The 18,064-nt window shown below is 69.5% G+C and carries 18 protein-coding genes; 16 read left to right on the top strand and 2 right to left on the bottom strand.

Annotation, left to right across the window (positions count from 1 at the left end):
• The first annotated feature begins 44 nt into the window (after positions 1–44).
• Both BLR21_RS25905 and BLR21_RS25900 read left to right on the top strand, forming a co-directional pair.
• Positions 45–1,073, top strand: coding sequence for a methyltransferase (locus BLR21_RS25905; protein ID WP_090009158.1), 1,029 nt, complete (start codon positions 45–47; stop codon positions 1,071–1,073).
• Positions 1,073–2,644 carry an FAD-dependent monooxygenase gene (locus tag BLR21_RS25900; RefSeq protein ID WP_090009155.1) on the top strand — a complete coding sequence of 524 codons (1,572 nt, stop codon included), beginning with the start codon at positions 1,073–1,075 and terminating at the stop codon, positions 2,642–2,644. The genes BLR21_RS25905 and BLR21_RS25900 overlap by 1 nt, the downstream gene beginning before the upstream one ends.
• 55 nt (positions 2,645–2,699) lie before the next feature.
• On the opposite strand, the gene BLR21_RS25895 is transcribed toward BLR21_RS25900, so the two are convergent.
• Entirely contained in the window at positions 2,700–4,244 is a 1,545-nt protein-coding gene (locus BLR21_RS25895; protein WP_090009153.1) for an FAD-dependent monooxygenase, read from the bottom strand.
• Between the two features lie 173 nt (positions 4,245–4,417).
• Here BLR21_RS25895 and BLR21_RS25890 point away from each other — a divergent pair, with 173 nt between their 5' ends.
• The 14 genes from BLR21_RS25890 to BLR21_RS25825 all read left to right on the top strand — a co-directional run bounded on the left by BLR21_RS25890 (position 4,418) and on the right by BLR21_RS25825 (position 16,593).
• Positions 4,418–4,870 (top strand): anthrone oxygenase family protein, encoded by a 453-nt coding sequence (locus tag BLR21_RS25890; RefSeq protein ID WP_256334933.1) that lies wholly within the window; start codon positions 4,418–4,420, stop codon positions 4,868–4,870.
• Positions 4,867–5,367, top strand: coding sequence for a hypothetical protein (locus tag BLR21_RS25885; protein ID WP_090009149.1), 501 nt, complete (start codon positions 4,867–4,869; stop codon positions 5,365–5,367). The genes BLR21_RS25890 and BLR21_RS25885 overlap by 4 nt, the downstream gene beginning before the upstream one ends.
• A complete protein-coding gene (asnB, locus tag BLR21_RS25880; RefSeq protein WP_090009147.1) occupies positions 5,364–7,214 on the top strand; it encodes an asparagine synthase (glutamine-hydrolyzing) in 1,851 nt (616 codons plus the stop codon). Before BLR21_RS25885 ends, asnB begins: the two co-directional genes overlap by 4 nt.
• A gap of 209 nt (positions 7,215–7,423) precedes the next feature.
• Entirely contained in the window at positions 7,424–9,274 is a 1,851-nt protein-coding gene (locus BLR21_RS25875; protein WP_090009144.1) for an AfsR/SARP family transcriptional regulator, read from the top strand.
• 200 nt (positions 9,275–9,474) lie between these two features.
• A complete protein-coding gene (locus BLR21_RS25870; protein ID WP_090009142.1) occupies positions 9,475–9,846 on the top strand; it encodes a TcmI family type II polyketide cyclase in 372 nt (123 codons plus the stop codon).
• A complete protein-coding gene (locus BLR21_RS25865; protein ID WP_090009140.1) occupies positions 9,843–10,271 on the top strand; it encodes a cupin domain-containing protein in 429 nt (142 codons plus the stop codon). The genes BLR21_RS25870 and BLR21_RS25865 overlap by 4 nt, the downstream gene beginning before the upstream one ends.
• The gene (locus tag BLR21_RS25860) at positions 10,268–11,521 is read left to right on the top strand and encodes a beta-ketoacyl-[acyl-carrier-protein] synthase family protein (protein WP_090009138.1); all 1,254 of its coding nucleotides are present in this window, start codon (positions 10,268–10,270) and stop codon (positions 11,519–11,521) included. The genes BLR21_RS25865 and BLR21_RS25860 overlap by 4 nt, the downstream gene beginning before the upstream one ends.
• 53 nt (positions 11,522–11,574) lie before the next feature.
• Positions 11,575–12,813: a beta-ketoacyl synthase N-terminal-like domain-containing protein gene (locus BLR21_RS25855; RefSeq protein ID WP_090009136.1), complete on the top strand. Its 1,239-nt coding sequence runs from the start codon at positions 11,575–11,577 to the stop codon at positions 12,811–12,813.
• A 33-nt stretch (positions 12,814–12,846) separates the two neighbouring features.
• Positions 12,847–13,107, top strand: coding sequence for an acyl carrier protein (locus BLR21_RS25850; RefSeq protein WP_176929785.1), 261 nt, complete (start codon positions 12,847–12,849; stop codon positions 13,105–13,107).
• Positions 13,104–14,312 carry an SDR family oxidoreductase gene (locus tag BLR21_RS44555; protein WP_338061069.1) on the top strand — a complete coding sequence of 403 codons (1,209 nt, stop codon included), beginning with the start codon at positions 13,104–13,106 and terminating at the stop codon, positions 14,310–14,312. Before BLR21_RS25850 ends, BLR21_RS44555 begins: the two co-directional genes overlap by 4 nt.
• A gap of 1 nt (position 14,313) precedes the next feature.
• Positions 14,314–14,640 (top strand): antibiotic biosynthesis monooxygenase family protein, encoded by a 327-nt coding sequence (locus BLR21_RS25835; protein ID WP_090009132.1) that lies wholly within the window; start codon positions 14,314–14,316, stop codon positions 14,638–14,640.
• On the top strand, positions 14,637–14,957 hold the full coding sequence (locus BLR21_RS25830) for an antibiotic biosynthesis monooxygenase family protein (RefSeq protein ID WP_090009130.1): 321 nt from the start codon (positions 14,637–14,639) through the stop codon (positions 14,955–14,957). The genes BLR21_RS25835 and BLR21_RS25830 overlap by 4 nt, the downstream gene beginning before the upstream one ends.
• 5 nt (positions 14,958–14,962) lie before the next feature.
• A complete protein-coding gene (locus BLR21_RS42725; RefSeq protein ID WP_176929784.1) occupies positions 14,963–15,115 on the top strand; it encodes a hypothetical protein in 153 nt (50 codons plus the stop codon).
• A 71-nt stretch (positions 15,116–15,186) separates the two neighbouring features.
• Complete coding sequence (locus BLR21_RS25825) at positions 15,187–16,593, top strand: peptide MFS transporter (RefSeq protein ID WP_176929783.1); 1,407 nt, start codon at positions 15,187–15,189, stop codon at positions 16,591–16,593.
• A 51-nt stretch (positions 16,594–16,644) separates the two neighbouring features.
• Here the strand turns inward: BLR21_RS25825 and BLR21_RS25820 are convergent, their stop codons facing one another.
• Positions 16,645–18,051, bottom strand: a complete 1,407-nt coding sequence (locus tag BLR21_RS25820) for an FAD-binding oxidoreductase (protein ID WP_143027875.1) — start codon at positions 18,049–18,051, stop codon at positions 16,645–16,647.
• Positions 18,052–18,064: the final 13 nt, after the last annotated feature.

Here is an 18,064-nt window from a genome sequence, read left to right as displayed (position 1 = left end):
GACATCTAGCGTCCCCGTTGAGATGAACGGAGGGCGGAAGAAACGTGACAACGACGAACGACGTGGCCGTGCCGGGCATCAGTCCGGGGCCGCTGATCAAGATGACGATCGCCGACTGCTCCGCGCGGGTGCTCCAGAGCGCCGTGCAACTCGGCGTGTTCACCTTCCTCGCGGACGGCGCCGCCGACTCAGGGGCCATCGCGGCCGGTGTCGGCGTGCACGAGCGACTCGCGGAGGACTTCCTCGACGCCCTCGCAGGCCTCGGACTGCTGCACCGCGACGGTGACCGCTACCGCAACGGCCCATTGGCGGACGCATACCTGGTCAGGGACAGGGACGGATACCTCGGCGGCTTCGTCGAGCTCACCGACCAGACCTTCTACCAGACCTGGAGCAGGCTGACCGACGCCCTGCGCACCGGTGACCCGCAGCGGCTGGACCCTGACAAGGGCGGCTTCGTGGGCGAGGAGCACTCCGACCCGGAGCGGATGAAGCGGTTCCTCTCCGGTCTCGACGCCTACTCCGACCGGATGGGCGCCGAGCTCGCCGGACGGATCGACTGGAGCGGGTACTCGTCCTTCGTCGACCTGGGTGGTGCCCGGGGCAACCTCGCCGCGGTGCTCGTCCGTGCCCATCCGCACCTCGATGCGACGTGCTTCGACCTGCCGCGGACCAGCGAACTGTTCGACGAGCACATCGGCAGGCTCGGCCTGACCGGCCGGATCGGCTTCGCCGGCGGCGACTTCCTCACCGACCCGCTGCCCGTCGCGGACGTGGTCGTGCTCGGCCACATCCTGCACGGCTTCGACGACGGGCAACGAGTGGCGCTGCTGACGCGGGTGTTCGACGCGGTGCGTCCGGGAGGACGTGTCCTGATCTACGACCGGATGATCGACGACGATCGCAGCGATCCGGAGCGCCTGATGAGCAGCCTGCACATGAAGCTCGTCAGCGCGCACGGTTCGGAGTACCGCGTCGGTGACTGCCGCTCGTGGCTGCGTGCGGCGGGCTTCACCTCGACCACCGAGGAACCGATGCTCGACACCCACACGCTCGTGATCGGAGCCAGGTGATGGACGACGTGGAGGTGCTCGTCATCGGCGGCGGACCGACCGGCCTCGCCGCCGCGATGTTCCTCGCCTGGTACGACGTCCCGGTCCTGCTCGTCGAACGCCATCAGGACACGTCGGCGCATCCGAAGGCGCGGGCCATCAACCCGCGCACGATGGAACTGTTCCGCGCGGCCGGCATCGAGGATCGCGTGCGGGCCGCGCGGTCGCCGATCTCCGGCAACACCGACCTCGTGCACGTCCACACCCTCGCGGGCGAGGAACGGGTGCGGATGCCGAGCGCGTCACCGGAGGACATCAGGAAGATCAGCCCCACCCAGTGGACGCTGATCGACCAGAACCAGCTGGAGCCGGTGCTCCGGCGGCGGGCCGTCGAGGCGGGCGCCGACGTCCGCTTCCACCACCGGGTGGACGCGGTCGAGGAGGCCGGGGACGGCGTCGTCGCCACGGTGACCGACCTCGCCACCGGTGCCGTCCGGCGGGTGCGTGCGCGGTACGTGATCGCGGCGGACGGCAGCCGCAGCCCGGTCCGCGGCATGCTCGGCATCCCCCACCACGGCACGGGCACGATGACCAGCCTCGTCAGCGTCTTCTTCACCGCGGACCTGCGGGACGCGCTGCGCGGCCGGAAGGTCATCGCCGCCTACGTCAACAACGAGCGGATGCGCGGAACGCTCATCCCCATCGACAACGAGAAGCGCTGGGTCCTCAACATCTCGTTCTTTCCCGAGCGGGGCCAGTCCGCGGAGGACTTCGACGAGCAGCGCTGCACCGAACTGGTCCGCGCCGCGGTGGGCGACGAGGACCTGCAGGTGGAGATCGAGTCCAACGACCTGGCCCCGTGGGACATCGCGGCCAGGGTCGCGGACCGGTTCAGCCTGGGCAGGGTCTTCGTCGCGGGCGACGCGGCGCACGTGATGCCGCCGACCGGCGCGTTCGGTGCGAGCACCGGCATCCAGGACGCGTTCAACCTGGCCTGGAAGCTCGCGCATGTGCTCAGCGGCGCCGCGGGCCCTGATCTGCTGCGCAGCTACCACGACGAGCGGGCGCCGGTCGCGGAGGAGACGGTTCGCCAGGCGATGCTGCGGTTCGCCGTGCGCGAGGGCAAGGAGCTCGCGGACGTCGAGGGCGCGCTCGTCTCCGAGGCAGTGATGACCTACGGGTACCGGTATCCGGCGGGTGCTTTCGTGCCGGGCGACGGCTTCGACGCGGCGGTGCTCGAGGATCCGTTGCGACCGTCGGCACAGCCGGGCGCGCGGGCACCGCACGCCGTGGTGCGTTCGGCCGCCGGTGAAACGTCCACGGTGGACCTGTTCGGCCGGCGGTTCGTGCTGTTCGGCTACGAGACCGACGTCGCGGGCGCACGGGACGAGGCGGCGCGGGTCGGGGTCGAGCTGGACGCGCTGAGGGTGGGGGCGGACCTGGAGGATCCGCACGGCGAGTTCGCCGGAAAGTACCAGGTGCGGGCGGGTGACGCGGTGCTGGTGCGGCCGGACGGGTTCGTCGCCTGGAGGGGAGTGTTCTCCGCGGCGGCGGTGGGTTCGGCTCTGCGGCAGGTGCTCGCGCGAGACTGATCTGGACACCGAAAATGCCGCCCCGGACGCTGGGGCGGCATTTTCGATGTCCAGATCAGACGCGAGCGGTGGCGAACCCGCAGGCGTGCCTGAGCCTTCCGGTCAGCTCGGCCGCGGCCTCGTCCGGCCGCTCGGTCCACCGCCAGGCGACGAACCCGTCCGGCCGCACCAGCACCGCGCCCGTCTCGCCGATCTCGTACCGGGTGGTGAACTCGTCGGTCTCCACCGAGTGCGCGTCGATCGCGATCCCGGTAGCCGCGGTGGCGGTGGACACCGCGGACCGCCACCGCTCGCCGTTCGCGGTCAGGAGCACGAAGTTCCCCCGCATCAGGTCGTGCACCCCGCAGGACTCCAGGTGTGGTGCGCGGGTGCCGGGCAGGCCGCGTTGCAGGAGCGGGTCCTCGATCAGGTCGTCCAGGCCGGCGCCGGGCTCCGCGCCGTAGACGTGTCCGAAGAGGACTGTCGATTCTGGACGGTGCCGCGCGGCGATCTCCTGGTCGAGACCGCTGCGCTGGAGGTACCGGATGACGGCCTGCTCGGCGACGGCGATCGCGATCGGCAGCCGCTCCGCCTCATAGCTGTCCAGCAGGGCGGCGGCGGCTGCCCCGCGCAGTACGAGCGCGAGTTTCCAGGCGAGGTTGTGCGCGTCCTGGACGCCCAGGTTCCCGCCGAAGCCGCCGGTGGGAGGCATCAGGTGAGCGGAGTCCCCGACCAGGAACACCCTGCCGGAGCGGAAGCCGTCCGCGACGCGTTCCGCGATCTCCCAGCTGTCGACGTTCTCGATCTCCACCTCCAGTCCGGGATCCCCTGCCGCCGCGCGCACCAGCTCCACGCAGTCCGCGTCGGTGAAATCCTCGTGGGTCTGCCCCGGCTGCAGGCTGGGCGCCAGCACCCATCGCCCCGCGGCGTCGGCGTCGAGCTGGCCGAGCACGCCGTGCACCTGCGGGTTGCTGACGAAGCAGAGGAAGAACTCCCTGCCTCGCACGTGGTCCTGCAGCGCCGCCTGGAACAGGATGATCATCTGGCGGCCGAGGACACCCCTGCCGCTGGTCGTGATGCCGAGACCGTCCCGAATCGAGCTGCGGTTGCCGTCCGCCGCAATCAGGTAGCCGGCCCTGACCGTGCGTTCGCCGGAAGCGTCCCTGATGACCGCGGTCACGCCGTCGTCGTCCTGCCGGTGGCGCACGAGCTCGGTGCCGAACCGGAGGTCGGCGCCCAGCTCGGCGGCCCGCGCGGCCAGGATCGGTTCGAGCCTGTCCTGGCCGATGAGCGTCCACCCGGTCGCGCTGGCGCCGTTGGTCTCGTGCCGGAACGGGCCGTCGAAGTCGCCGAGCTCGTCACCCGCGAGCGACGAGACCTGCAGGATGTTGCCGTAGCGCGCGTTCGGCGTCTCCGCGGCGCGCACCTCATCCTCCAACCCGAGCGGGCGGAGCAGCTCCATCGTCCTGGGACTGGCCGCCTGCGCCCTCGGGTGAGGCGAGATCGACGGGTGCCGTTCCACCAGCAGCGAGCGAACTCCCTGCTGTGCCAGGAACAACGCCATCGACAGTCCAGCCATGCACCCGCCGGTGATGAGAACCGGGAACTCTTCGTCAGACACCTGTGCTCTCCGCTCGTGCTCGCCGAGTCTGTTCCCGCAGATTTGCCCACCGACCTCGAAAACCGGTGAAGGCACGGGCAGGCGACAGCCCGAGTTCAGCTTCGTTTCAGGAGGACACCAGGTGTCGCTGGGAGCTTCGAGTCATCGAGCAATCCCGGTGAGAAGGGGACGTGGTGAGGGAAGCGCTGAGCGTTTTCGCCCTGGTGGGAACGGGAGTTGTCGCTGGTGTCATGTTCGCGGTCGCCATCAGCGTCGTGCCGGCGTTGCTGCGCATGACGCCGGAGGTCTACGTCCAGACGCACAAGTTGCTGGGGCGCCACTACGACCGGGTCATGCCGTTCGTCGTGGTGGGCTCCGCGGTCGCGGAGTTGTTGCTGGTATTGGATTCCGGCACGACCTGGCGGCGTGCGTGGTTCATCGCGGGCGCCGTGCTGATGCTCGGGGTCGCTGTCGTCTCGCAGACGGGCAACGTGCCGATCAACCGCAGGGTCAAGGCGTTGCCGGCCGGTGACGTCCCGGACGACTGGGACGATCCGCGCGGAGCGTGGCGGCACTGGCACCGCCTGCGCACCGGGTTCGCGTTGTGCGCCTTGGCCGTGACGGCGACCGGTGTGGTGACGCCATGACCGTGATCGGGAAGCGGCCACCCGCACCGGACCAGCGCGCGGTCAACGACCGGATGCGGATGATGCTCGCGGTCGGCGATCCGGTCCTGGCCCGGACGCATCTCGCGTTGCTGCACTTCACCGGCCGGCGCAGCGGCCGTCACTACGTCGTGCCTGCGGGCGTGCACGAGATCGGTGATCGGCTCGTGGTCGCGACCAGCGCCCGGTGGCGGCACAACTTCACGGGTGCACTGAGCGGTGCCGTGACCTGGCGGGGCGCGCACACGCCGGCGACGTTCGAGCTGGTCGAGTCCGCGGCCGAGGTCGCGGACGGATATCTGAAGCTGATCACCTCCCTTGGGCCGGAGGGGACCGAGCGGAAGCTCGGGCTGATCGTGCCCGCGGACCGGCCGGTGACGCTCGCCGACGCCGCCGCCGCCGTGACCAGCCACGGGCTCGCCCTGATCGGGATCACGCTGAAGCCGGCGCACCACATCAGGAAAGGACAGCCCGCATGAGCGGCATGGCAGGGTGGGTCGACTTCGGCCGAGGCGTCGGCGTAGAGGGACGGCGAGTCGCCGAGACCATGGCCGACGCGGTGGCGCACCGGGGTCCGCACGGGGCAGGCGGATGGTCCGATCACAACGCCGCGCTGGCCCACCGCAGGCTCGAAGCCGTTGACGCCGACCGCTCCCCGCAGCCCGCCGTCGCGACCGACGGCGACCAGGCCGTCGCGGTGCTGATGATCGATGGGGCGATCACCAACATCGCCGAACTGCGGTCCCGTACGGGCGTGCACGCGCGGTCGGCCGGCGTCGCCGACGTCGTGCTCAGCGCCTACCTGACCTGGGGAGTCGACTTCGCCGCCCACTTGGAGGGCATGTTCGCAGTGGTGCTGTGGGACGTGCGGGAGCGCAGGCTCGTGCTGGTCCGCGACCGGCTCGGGGTGAAGCCGCTGTCCTACGCCGTCACCGCGACGGGAGCGGTGTTCGGTTCTGAGCCGAAGGCGGTGCTCGCGCATCCCGGTATCACGGCGGAGGTCGACGAGGACGGTCTCCGTGAGCTCTTCGCCCACGGCAAGATGCCCGGCACGTCGGTGTTCCGCGGCCTCCGCGAGGTGCGGCCGGGACACGCGGTGGTCGTCGACGGCCGGGCGATGACGGAGCACAGGTACTGGACCCTCGCCGCGTGGCGGCACGCCGACGACCTGCCCACGACGGTCGAGCGGGTGCGTGCACTGCTGGCGGACTCCGTCGCGGGACACGTCGGCGGTGATCCGCGAATGGCGTGCATGCTCTCCGGCGGCGTCGACTCGAGCGCACTGACTGCGCTGGCGCACCAGGCGCGCGGCGATCTCGCGACCTACTCGCTCAGCTTCGTCGGCTACGCGGAGAAGTTCGAGCCGCACCCGACGATGCGGGCGACCCCCGACTCGCCGTTTGCGTGGATGGTCGCCGACCACGTCGGGACGCGCCACGAGGAGATCCTGCTCGACACGGATCTCATCGCCGATCCGGGAGCCCACGCGCGGGCGATGCGCGGACAGGACGCGGCCTCACCGCTGGGAGACATGGACGTCTCGCTGCTCCTCTTCTTCGAAGCACTGCGTGATCGCGGTGTGCGGGCAGTGCTGTCCGGCGAAACGGCCGACGAGGTCTTCAACGGGTATTTCTGGGCATACGACCCGAAACACAGCAACACCACCACATTTCCGTGGGTGTCGTTCGAACGTGGGCACGACGCTGCGGTCGGGGGACTTGGTTGTTCGCTGATCGATCTCTCTCTGCGCCGGCAACTCGACTTCCTCGGGTACGCGGACCAGCACTACCGCGATGCGCTCGCCGAGGTACCGGTGCTCGGGGATGAAGACGCGGCGCAACGGCGTGCGCGCGAGGTCACCTACCTCGCGTTGACCAGGTGGGCGCCCACCCACCTCGACCGCGCCGATCGGCTGAGCATGTCCGCGGGCGTGCAACTGAGGCCACCGTTCTGCGACCGCGCGCTGGTCGAGTACGTGTACAACGTGCCGGCCGAGTTGAAGCGGGTGAATGAGCGGGAGAAGAGCCTTCTCCGTGCCGCCGTGGCCGATCTGCTGCCGCAGCCCGTGCTCGAACGGCGCAAGAGCGCCTACCCCACGACGCAGGACGTTCGCTATGGAGAGGTGGTGCGTGCCCGATTCGCGGAACTCGCCTCGGATTCGGGCGCCGTGGTCGCCCCACTGCTGGACCAGGCAGCGGTCAAAGCGGCGATGAGTGCGGAAAGTGCGCCACGGGGAGCTTTCGCGTGGGTCGAACGGGCAAGCATGGAGATGGTCCTCCAGCTCGACGCCTGGCTCACCGAGTACAGGGTGCGGATTGTGCTCTGATATTTGCGGGTTCAACCAACTTATGTGACTCGATGTCCGTTTTTGCGTTGTGTAACCATTTACTCTGATCGAGTGACGATCTTGCCGGGCTCTCTTGTCGAAGATTTTCGTGCTAGTTTGAGTATTGGGGTCAAGCCTGCCGGTGAAGCGGTGAGTGCAGAACTCAGGCGATTGCGCAGCCATTTCTGGGTGCGGTGTATGGGGGATTCATGTTGGAAATCAGTTTCCTGGGGCCTCTCAGGATACATCGCGACAATGTTGAAATCACACCTTCCGCGCCCAAGCTGAGGCAGGTGCTCGCGCTCCTGACTTTGAACGCCAACTCCTTGGCCACCGTCGAGCAGCTGGGCGAGGAGTTGTGGGGTGAGGAACTCCCAGCGAGTGCCGCGACCACCCTGCAGACCTACATCTACCAGCTGCGCCGGCGGCTGGGCCTGGTCGGCGCACCGATCAGCCCCGGTGGAGGGGCCGCGCTGATCACCAGGGTGGGTGGCTACGAGCTCCAGCTCGACGAGTCCCAGCGATACGACGTGCGCGACTTCGAGCAGCTGATCGCCACCGGCCGGTCCGAGCTCGCCACCGGCGACTTCGGTGGGGCGGTCGACAGGTTCTCCCGCGCGTTGTCCGTGTGGCGTGGTGACGCGCTGATGGATGTCCCGACCGGCAAGCGACTGTCGGCGTGGTGCGCGCAACTCGAGGAGCGCCGCAAGCGGGTGCACGAGCAGCGGTTCAACGCCGCGCTGGAACTCGGCGGGCACTATGACGTCCTGGACGAGCTGACCGGAATGGTGCGGATGCATCCCGTGCACGAGGGCTTCGCGGGTCAGCTGATGCTCGCGCTGTACCGGTGCGGGCGCCGGGGAGAGGCCCTCGACGTGTTCCGCCGCACACGCGGCAGGCTCGTCGAGGAACTGGGGCTGGAGCCAGGCTCGGACCTGCAACAACTGCACGCGGCGGTGCTCTCGGACGCCCGCTCGCTGACCGTGCCGCACGCGCGGAGGCCGTCCGAGGCCACGGCTGCACTGGCACAGCAACGGGTCTGGGTGACGCCGGGGCAGCTGTTGCCGGACGTCCCGGACTTCGTCGGCCGACGCAAGGAGGTGCGTCAGATCGTCGACCACCTCGGCGCGAGCCGGACCGCGGGTACGGCGCTGCCGGTGATCGAGATCCACGGCCCGGCGGGCATCGGCAAGACGGCGCTCGCCATGCACGCGTCCCACCGGCTTCGCTCGCACTTCCCCGACGGCCAGCTCTACGTGGACCTGAGTGCGGTCGGGACGGGCGAGGACACGCTGGTCGGCGTCCTGTCGTCGTGCCTGATCGCCTGCGGTGCGCGCCGGGCCGACCTGCCGGGCGGCCTCGACGAGCTCAGTCTGCTGTTCCGCAGCTGGACCGCAGACCGCCGGGTGCTGGTGGTGGTCGATGACGTGATGACCGCGTCCCAGCTGACCCCGCTCATCCCGGCGGGGTCCGGGTGCGCGCTGATCGCCTGCTACCGCTACCGCGTGCACACCCTGTCCGTCGGGGAGAAGCTGCACCTCCAGCCGCTCGGGAGTGATGAGGCGCTGGCATTGTTCGGCGGCATCGCCGGGCAGCACAGGCTGGAACAGGAGCCGGAGGCCGTGCGTGACCTGGTCGAACGATGTGGTCGCCTGCCACTTCCTGTGCGTGCCGCTGCGGCGAAGCTGGGCAGCAGGCCGTCGTGGCGCGTGGCCACCCTGGTCGACCGGTTGGTGAACGACGAGTTCATGGTGCTCAACCTCCCCGGTGGTATCCGGAGCCTGCGCAGCACGCTGGAGACGAGCTGCCGGGGTTTGAGCGACGCGAATCGCGAGGTTCTCCAGGTGGTGGTCGGGCACGGTCCAGTCTGGGCGGACGAGGACCTGGCGGAAATCTTCGGGGCACCGGTCAACGAGGTGCATTCCACGCTGGAGCAGCTGGCCGACATGCATTTGCTCGATGAGGTGGTGTGCGACACCGGTGCCGCGGGATACCGAGTACCAAGCCTGATCGCGGTGCTGTTGCGCAGCCTGCTGGACCGGCCGCGCCTGCCTCTCTGAGTCGCTGAGTCATCCGCCCAGCGTCGTGCGGATGACGTGATCTCGTCGTGCCACGGGGCCACTGACACCCGTCTGTTTCGCGCAGACGGGTCATTTGCTGTGTCCGGAATATCTGACTGAATGTGATTCAGTCTGTTTTCAGAATTGTTCGAGAACGCCGAGTGAGGCTTGTTCCAGGCCCTCCTTCGGAAGGATTTCTCGTGCACAGGACATTGATCGTGGCCAGGATGAGGCCGGGTGACGCACCCGGTGTCGCCCAGGTCTTCGCGGATTCCGACATGTCGGATCTTCCGCATATCGTGGGTGTAACGAGGCGAACGTTGTTCGCGTTCCACGACCTGTACTTCCATCTGGTCGAGGCCGACGACGACATCGCGCCGAACCTGTACCGCGCCCGCAGCCATCCGCTGTACCAGGACGTCAACACCCGGCTCGCCGAGTTCATCTCACCGTTCGACCCGGGGTGGCGTGAGCCCAAGGACGCGATGGCGGTCCCGTTCTACTCGTGGACACCGGCGGACGGCCCCGTGACCGGCGATGTGACGAGGCCGAACCTGGGCGGTGTGCGATGACGCGGACCAGGACCACGAAGGTCGCCGAGCAGGAGGCCGTCGCGAACCGCAAGCGCGGCGGCGACATCCGCGTGACGCTGAGCCCGAAGACCGTCGGGTCGACGTCCGGGTTCGGGGGGTTCCTCAGGCTGGAACCGGGTGAGCACGTGACCGAGCACTACCACCCGCACTCCGAGGAGTTCCTCCACGTCGTGCAGGGAGATCTGGAGCTGGCGCTCGCCGGTGAGCCGGTGGCGCTCGGCGCCGGCGACTCCGTGCTGGTGCCGATCGGGATCAGGCATCGCCTGGTCAACGTCGGCGACTCCTCCGCATGGTGCGTCTTCCACCTTTCGCCACTCGCCCCGCGTCCCGAGCTCGGCCACGTGGACGTCGAGCCGCCGATGCACCCGGAGGCGGGAAACCCCGAGGTGGGTGGGGAGTCATGACACGCAGGGCGGTGATCACCGGAATCGGCGTGGTCGCGCCGGGAAAGCCGGGAAGGATCGCCTTCTGGGACCTGCTGACGGCAGGTCGCACGGCCACCCGGACCATCTCCCACTTCGATGCCACCGGATTCCGGTCGAGGGTCGCCGCGGAGTGTGATTTCGACCCTGCCGCGGCAGGTCTGCGCCCGCAGGAGATCCGCCGGACCGACAGGGCCGCGCAGTTCGCCATGGTCGCCGCACGGGAAGCCGTGGCCGACAGCGGCCTCGACCTCGCCAGTGCGGATCCGGCGATGACAGCGGTGAGTCTCGGCAGCGCGGTGGGCTGCACCATGGCGCTGGAGCGGGAGTACGAGGTGCTGTCCGACGGCGGGCGTCACTGGCTCGTCGACCACGAGTTCGGTGTGCCGCACCTCTACGGCCACATGGTGCCCAGCACGCTGGCGGTCGAGGTCGCCTGGCAGGTGGCGGCGGAGGGGCCCGTCGCGTTGATCTCGACGGGGTGCACCTCAGGGCTGGACGCCGTCGGCCACGGCGCTCAGCTGATCGAAGAGGGATCCGCGAACGTCGTGCTGGCCGGCGCGACGGACGCCCCGATCTCGCCGATCTCATCCGCGTGCTTCGACGCGATCAAGGCGACGACGCCGAACAACGACGACCCGGTGCACGCGTCGCGGCCGTTCGACGCCAGGCGCGACGGGTTCGTGCTCGGTGAGGGCGCCGCCGTGCTGGTGCTGGAGGAGCTGTCGGCGGCGCGTTCGCGCGGAGCGGTGATCTACGGCGAGATATCCGGATTCGCCAGTCGCAGCAACGCCTTTCACATGACCGGGCTGAAGCCGGACGGCAAGGAGATGGCCGAGGCGATCACGGTGGCGCTGGGAAGGGCGCGACTCGATCCGTCTGCTGTGGACTACGTCAACGCGCACGGTTCCGGCACCGTGCAGAACGACAGGCACGAGACCGCGGCGTTCAAGCGCAGCCTCGGCGAGCGCGCCAGGGAGATCCCGGTGAGCTCGATCAAGTCGATGGTGGGGCACTCGCTGGGGGCGATCGGCTCGCTCGAGGTGGCCGCGTGTGCGCTGGCGTTGAAGCACCAGGTCGTGCCGCCCACCGCGAACCTCGTGCACCCCGACCCCGAGTGCGACCTGGACTACGTGCCGATCACCGCGAGAGCGCACCGGATGGACACGATCCTCAGTGTCGGCAGCGGTTTCGGCGGATTTCAGAGCGCGATGTTGCTGAGCAGGGTCTGAGCCCGCCGTGGCAGAGGCTCAGCCGTGCTGACGCAGTTGAGGAGCTACCCGACATGAACGCGTCATCGAAGCGCGCCGTCGTGACCGGACTGGGCGTCGTCGCGCCCACCGGCATCGGCGCGCGAGCGCACTGGGAGGCCGTGGTCGCGGGCAAGACGGGACTGGGCCGGATCACTCGGTTCGACCCGTCCGGCTATCCGGTGCGCCACGGCGGGGAGGTCGCGGACGAGGCTCTGGCGCAGGTACCGACCCGCCTCGTGCCGCAGACGGACAGGTGGACGCAGCTGGCGCTGGCCGGTGCCGAACTGGCTCTGCGCGACGCGCGGGTCGACACCGCCACCGTGCCTGAGTACGACATGGCGGTCGTGACCTCCAGTTCGTCGGGGGGAACGACGTTCGGCCAGAGCGAGATGCAACGGCTCTACACACAGGGGCCGTCGTGGGTCGGGGCCTACCAGTCGATCGCGTGGTTCTACGCGGCCACCACGGGACAGTTGTCGATCAGGCACGGCATGCGGGGCCCGTGCGGGGTGTTCTGCGAGGAGCAGGCGGGAGGCCTCGACGTGCTGGGCCAGGCGAGTCGCCTGATCTCGTCCGGCTCCAGGCTCGTGCTCAGCGGTGGCACCGACGCCTCGTTGTGCCCCTACGGCCTCGTCGCCCAGATGGCCACCGGGCACCTGTCCACCGTGGATGACCCTGGCAGGGCCTACCTGCCGTTCGACGCTGACGCGTCCGGCCACCTCCCGGGAGAGGGCGGCGCGATGATCGTGGTGGAGAGCGCCGCCGACGCCGCATCGCGCGGGGCACGCAGCTACGGCAGGTTGCTGGGCCACGCGGCAGGTTTCGACCCGCCGCCGGGGTCGTCCAGGCCTCCGGTGCTGGCGTCCGTGATTGACAGGTCGTTGCGCGCGGCCGGCCTGCGACCGTCCGATGTGGACGTCGTGTTCGCCGACGCCTCCGGCGTGCCCGCGCACGACCACGCCGAGGCGCGGGCGATCACCGAGGTGTTCGGTGCCGGCCGTGTTCCGGTGACCGCGCCGAAGACCCTGACGGGACGGCTGTACGGAGGCGGCGCCGCCCTGGACGTCGCGACCGCGTTGCTCGCACTGGCCGCGGGCGTCGTGCCCGCCACGTTCGGACCGTCGAGGTTGCGAGCCGACTGCGAGATCGACCTGGTGCTCGACGGCGCGCGGAACACCGGTCCCGCTGTCGCGCTCGTGCTGGCGAAGGGGCACGGCGGATTCACCTCGGCGCTCCTGCTCGGAGCCGGTGACCGGGGACTTCCCGACTGAACCGCGATGAACGAGAGGAACGAGGAACTGGGAATGAGCGAATTCACCGTGACGGACCTGAAGGGAATGCTGCTGGTGTGCGCCGGCACCGACGACGCCGTCGAGCTCGGTGACGGGGTGAACGACAAGCCGTTCACCGAACTCGGCTACGACTCGCTCGCGTTGCTGGAACTGGTGGGACTGGTGCAGCGGACGTACTCGGTGCCGATGCCCGACAAGGCCGTGGACCACATGAAGACCCCCGGCGAGGCGATCAGCTACATCAACTCCGTGCTGGCGGGGGTGCGCGCATGACCCCGGGACGCACCGAGAACGAGATCCTGATCAAGGCGCCGATGGACCTGGTCTGGTCGATCACCAACGACGTCGCGTCCTGGCCGGATCTGTTCAGCGAGTATGCGAGCGCGGAAATCCTGGAGACCAGCGGGAACACCGTCAGGTTCCGGCTCGAGCTGCACCCCGACAGTGAGGGCAGGGTGTGGAGCTGGGTGTCCGAACGCACCGCCGACGTCGAGTCGCGGACCGTCGAGGCGCACCGCGTCGAGACCGGCGTGTTCGAGTTCATGAACATCAGGTGGACGTACACCGAGTCCGCGGACGGCGTGACCATGCGGTGGACGCAGGACTTCCGCATGAAACCGGACGCGCCGCTCGGCGACGCGGCGATGACCGAGCGGATCAACGGCAACAGCAGGACGCAGCTGGCGCTGATCAAGAACAAGATCGAGGCCGCAGCACGGAGGCGAGGACCGCAGATGGACCTGACCGGCAAGAAGCTGCTCGTGACCGGCGGGAGCCGGGGCATCGGCAGGGGGATCGTGCTCGCCGCGGCGCGGGCGGGCGCGGACGTGCTCACCTGCCACCGTCAGGAGAGCGAGGCGGTGCAGAGCCTCACCCGCGAGCTCAAGGAGATCGGCGGCGACCACCACGTGGTGCGGGCCGACCTCGGCGACGTCGCCGAGGCCGACAGGCTGCTGGCGGTGGCGGGGGAACGGTTCGGGCGGCTCGACGGTGTGGTCAACAACGCCGGCGTGATCAGCCACATCCCGTTCGAGAAGCTGCCCGCCGAGGAGTGGGCGCGGATCATGGACACCAACGTCACCGCGGCGTACCGCGTGATCCAGCAGGCCCTGCCGCTGCTCGGCGAGGGCTCGTCCGTGGTCAACATCGGTTCGCGCGGTGCGGCCGCGGGGATTCCGCTGCGCGCCCACTACACCGCCGCCAAGTCCGCCTTGATCGGCCTGACCCGGTCGCTCGCGAAGGAGTTGGGTGGCAGGGGAATCCGCGTCAACGTGGTGGCCCCCGGCATCATCGAGACCGAGGCGTTCGCCGACATGCCGCCGGAACGCGCGGCGGGGTTGCGGGCCACCTACGCGGAGAAGACCGCGCTCGGCAGGCTCGGCACCACCGAGGAGCTCGCTGGCCCCGTGCTGTTCCTGCTCAGCGATCTCTCGCGGTACGTCACCGGCGAGACCATCAACGTCGACGGTGGTATCTGACATGGCTTCCAGCGTTTTCCGCGTGATGCTGCGCATGCACGTCAAGCCCGGCATGGCCGGCGACTTCGAGCGCGTGTGGCGGGAGGTGGGCCACTCCGTCACCGGCGACCCCGCGAATCTCGGGCAGTGGCTGTCCCGCAGTGCTGAGGAAGAGGACATCTACTACATCGTCAGCGACTGGACGGGGGAACTGGAGTTCCGGCGGTTCGAGACGAGCGAGCGCCACGTCGAGCACCGGCAGAAGCTGCACCCGTATCGGATCGGCGGATCCATGACGACGATGACGGTCGTCGCGCACCTCGCGGGCACCGCCGTGTCCGTCGAGTGAACGGCGAGATCGAGGTGGTGCTGCACCACCTCTGCGACGACGAGAACGCCATCGGGGTGGCCTACGTCGAGTCGAGCCGCCGCATGGCGGGGACGCCGGGGTTGCTCGGCAACCACCTGATGCGACTGCTCGGGGACGAGCGAGGCTTCGCCGTGGTGAGCCGCTGGGCCGACTGGGAGTCGTTCTCACGGTGGGAGGGCTCGACCGGGCACAAGGACCAGACCGCGCCGTTACGCCCGTACCGAGACCTGAGCCGCGCGCGGCCGTTCGAGATCTATCGGGTGGTCGCCGCACACGCCGAGGTCGGACGGGGGTGAGGGCGATGTTCGTTCTCCTGCAACGGAAAGCGGTTCCGCCGCCGCGTAGACGACGAGCGCGGGGCCTGCTGCTGGCCGTGGTCTGGGCCGCGCTCGTCTACCTGGGTGCGGCGCTGGCCGGCGTGATCGTGCCCGCTCGAGAGGTTCCGGAGGAATGACGGCGGTTCGGGGCCCGTCCGGGCCCCGAACCGCGGCGGAAGGCGGGGGTGGCATGAGTTCCGATACCGCGGTGAGCACGCGAACGAACGGGCGCAGGGGGTTCGGCAGCCTGTTCGTGGTGGACCTGTGGGAGCGGTTCAGCTTCTACGGCCTGGCCGCGATCCTGGTGCTCTACCTGACGACTTCGGCGGACCGGGGCGGCCAGGCGCTCGACGGGCCGACGGCCACCGCGGTGTTCGCCTCCTACCTGGCACTGAGCTTCGTCGCGGGGCTGCCCGGCGGGTGGCTCGCGGACCGCGTGCTCGGGGCGCGCCGGGCGGTGGTGACGGGTGCCTGCCTGGTCATCGCGGGGCACGTGGTGCTCGCCGCACCTGTTCCGTTCTATGTCGGACTGGTGTTCGTCGCGCTGGGCACCGGCATGATCAAACCTGCGATGGCGGGCATGGTCGCGGCGATCAGCGGCGGCGGCGCGCACGACCGCGAGGCGACGTTCTCGTTGTTCTACATGAGCATTCAGGCCAGCGCGCTGGTCGCACCGCTGGTGGTCGGCGCGCTCGCCGAGAAGGTGGCGTGGCACCTGGGGTTCGCCGCGGCCGCCGTCGGAATGGCATGCGGACTCGTGCAGTTCCTGGTGGGGTTGCGCCGTTTCGGCGATCTGGGGCGTACGCCCGTCCACCCGGTGGAGCCCGCCGTGGCGCGGAAAGTGCTGCGCACGACGGTGATCTCTCTTGCCGTGGTGGTCACGGTCCTGGTCGTGATCGGCAACCCGCAGGCCGTACTGGGCCTGCTCGGCATCACGGCGGTACTGCTGCCGCTGGGTTACCTGTTGACGTTGCAGCGGAAGGGTCTCTTCGCAAACGGGCCGAGGCTCGGGGCGTTTACGGCGCTCATGAGTGCGACGTCGTTGTTCTGGATGTTGTTCGCGCAGAGCGGGTCGGCGCTGGGGTTGTTCGCACAACAGCACACGAACCGCGTGGTCGCGGGGTTCGAGGTGCCGGCGAGCTGGTTCCAGGCGGCGCATCCGCTCTTCGTGCTGCTGGTCGCTCCCGTCTTCGCCGTTCTCTGGGTGCGTGCGGGAGACAGGTTGACCGTGCGGGCCAAGTTCGGCGGGGCACTGCTGCTGGGTGGTGCGAGCTTCGTGCTGATGGCGGTCGCGGCCGTCGCGGCGGACACCGGTGCGGTCTCGCCGCTGTGGTTGCTCGGGGTGCATCTGCTCCTCGCCTGCGGTGAGATCGTCGTCGGCCCGATCGGGCTGGCGCTGGCCGCGGCGGTGGCGCCGGACGGGTACGAGAACCGGTTCCTCGCGTTGAGCGGCATGTTCGGTGCGGCCGGAGTCGTGCTCGGCGGTCAGCTCTACCGGCTCACCTCGGTGTTGCCGTTGTCCGTCTACTTCGGACTGATGGGTGGTGCCGTCGCGGTGGTCGGCCTTGTGTTGCCGGCGTTGGGCAAGCTGGCGGTGGGCACGAACGGGCGTTGAACGAGACCGAGGCCCTTCGACGGACCTGAATCCGTCGAAGGGCCTCGGTGATCATGGCCGGAGACTCTGGGCGTGCCGGAACACGTCGTCGGGGTCGTACTTGGCCTTGACCTCCAGCAGCCGCGGCAGGGCGTCCCGGTGGTACGCCCGTGCCCAGCCCTTCCTGATTCGCGAGCTCGGGAAGTTGATGTACGAGCCGCACGCCATCGGATCGAGCACCTCGTCCGCCCCGTCGGCCCAGGTCGTGACATCCGCGAAGTGCTCCGCGGACGCCCCCTGGTCGCGCACCGCGATCTGGTAGCCCATCAGGAACCGGGCGTCGCGGTGGGGATAGGCGGACTCCGGCCCGCCGGTCGGGCCTCCCACCGCGATGCAGAGCAGGTAACGCTCCCAGCTCGGCGAGGTCTCCCACATCGCGAGCGAACGGCCCGCCTGCTCGGGCGTGACCGGGTCGGCGAGCAACCTGTATGCCTGCCGCGTGTGCGGGTGGCGGTGGCCTTTCGCCTCCGGACCGCTGCCGGTCCTGTGGCACTGCGCCACGGTCGCCTCGCCGCACAGCCGTTCGTGCATGACGGTGCTGTAGGGCAGTTGGTCGCCGACCCAGCGCCGCAGCGGCCGGGTGCCGGCCAGTTCGACGAGGTCGTCGAGCGCCCGCTCGATCCCGTGCGGAGCGCCGTAGTGCACGCCCCATACCTTCACCGCGGGTGGTGCGTCCGGACCGAACCGCGGCAGCACCACCAGTGACGAGCCGAAGTCGCCACCGGCCGTGCACCACGTCTGCCACGAGGTGAGCACGTCGGCGGCGACGTCCACGTCCCACGTGATCTCGTACCCGACGAGCAGCGGTGCGTCGATCGGAGCGACCTCGAACTCGGTTACCACGCCGAAGTTCCCTCCGCCGCCACCGCGCAACGCCCAGAGCAGGTCCGGCTCGGACTCGGCGGAGCACGTCGCGATCCGGCCGTCGGCCAGCACGACCGTCGCGGACCGCACGCGGTCGCTGCCGATCCCGAACCCCCTGGTCTGCCAGCCGATTCCGCCACCGGAGAGGAATCCGCCCGCGGCCACGGTCGGGAACGTGCCGGTGATGATCTGCTTCCCGGTTCCCGCCAGCACGTCGAGCGCGTCCAGCGACTGGGTGCCCGCGCCCAGTGCGACGGTGCCTTCCCGCACCGCCACGCCGTTGATCCGGGACACGTCGAGCACCATGCCGGCGCCTGTCGACAGGCCGTTGAGACTGTGTCCTCCGCTTCGCACATGGACGTCGATCCCACCGGACCGCGCGAACTCGATGCTCGCGCCGACGTCCTGCGCCGTCTCGCAGTACACGACCGCAGCCGGGTTGATCGCGTCGTACTCGAGGTTCTGCAGCCTGCGGGCGAACTCGTAACGCTCGTCGCCCGGCCGCACGATCTCGCCGCGCAGGCGTCGCGCCAGCGCGTTCCACTGAACCGGCATGGTGCCCACCCGC

The sequence above is a fragment of the Lentzea albidocapillata subsp. violacea genome (genome assembly GCF_900100275.1).
Lineage (GTDB): Bacteria > Actinomycetota > Actinomycetes > Mycobacteriales > Pseudonocardiaceae > Lentzea > Lentzea violacea.
Note: the sequence above shows the minus strand (reverse complement) of the source record. Positions and strands in the feature narration are given on the sequence as shown.

Coding starts and splice junctions, on each gene's coding strand:
- BLR21_RS25875 (WP_090009144.1), top strand. CDS start 7,424: ATGTTGGAAATCAGTTTCCTGGGGCCTCTCAGGATACATCGCGACAAT.
- BLR21_RS25900 (WP_090009155.1), top strand. CDS start 1,073: ATGGACGACGTGGAGGTGCTCGTCATCGGCGGCGGACCGACCGGCCTC.
- asnB (WP_090009147.1), top strand. CDS start 5,364: ATGAGCGGCATGGCAGGGTGGGTCGACTTCGGCCGAGGCGTCGGCGTA.
- BLR21_RS25860 (WP_090009138.1), top strand. CDS start 10,268: ATGACACGCAGGGCGGTGATCACCGGAATCGGCGTGGTCGCGCCGGGA.
- BLR21_RS25820 (WP_143027875.1), bottom strand. CDS start 18,051: ATGCCGGTTCAGTGGAACGCGCTGGCGCGACGCCTGCGCGGCGAGATC.
- BLR21_RS25855 (WP_090009136.1), top strand. CDS start 11,575: ATGAACGCGTCATCGAAGCGCGCCGTCGTGACCGGACTGGGCGTCGTC.
- BLR21_RS44555 (WP_338061069.1), top strand. CDS start 13,104: ATGACCCCGGGACGCACCGAGAACGAGATCCTGATCAAGGCGCCGATG.
- BLR21_RS25885 (WP_090009149.1), top strand. CDS start 4,867: ATGACCGTGATCGGGAAGCGGCCACCCGCACCGGACCAGCGCGCGGTC.
- BLR21_RS42725 (WP_176929784.1), top strand. CDS start 14,963: ATGTTCGTTCTCCTGCAACGGAAAGCGGTTCCGCCGCCGCGTAGACGA.
- BLR21_RS25850 (WP_176929785.1), top strand. CDS start 12,847: ATGAGCGAATTCACCGTGACGGACCTGAAGGGAATGCTGCTGGTGTGC.
- BLR21_RS25835 (WP_090009132.1), top strand. CDS start 14,314: ATGGCTTCCAGCGTTTTCCGCGTGATGCTGCGCATGCACGTCAAGCCC.
- BLR21_RS25865 (WP_090009140.1), top strand. CDS start 9,843: ATGACGCGGACCAGGACCACGAAGGTCGCCGAGCAGGAGGCCGTCGCG.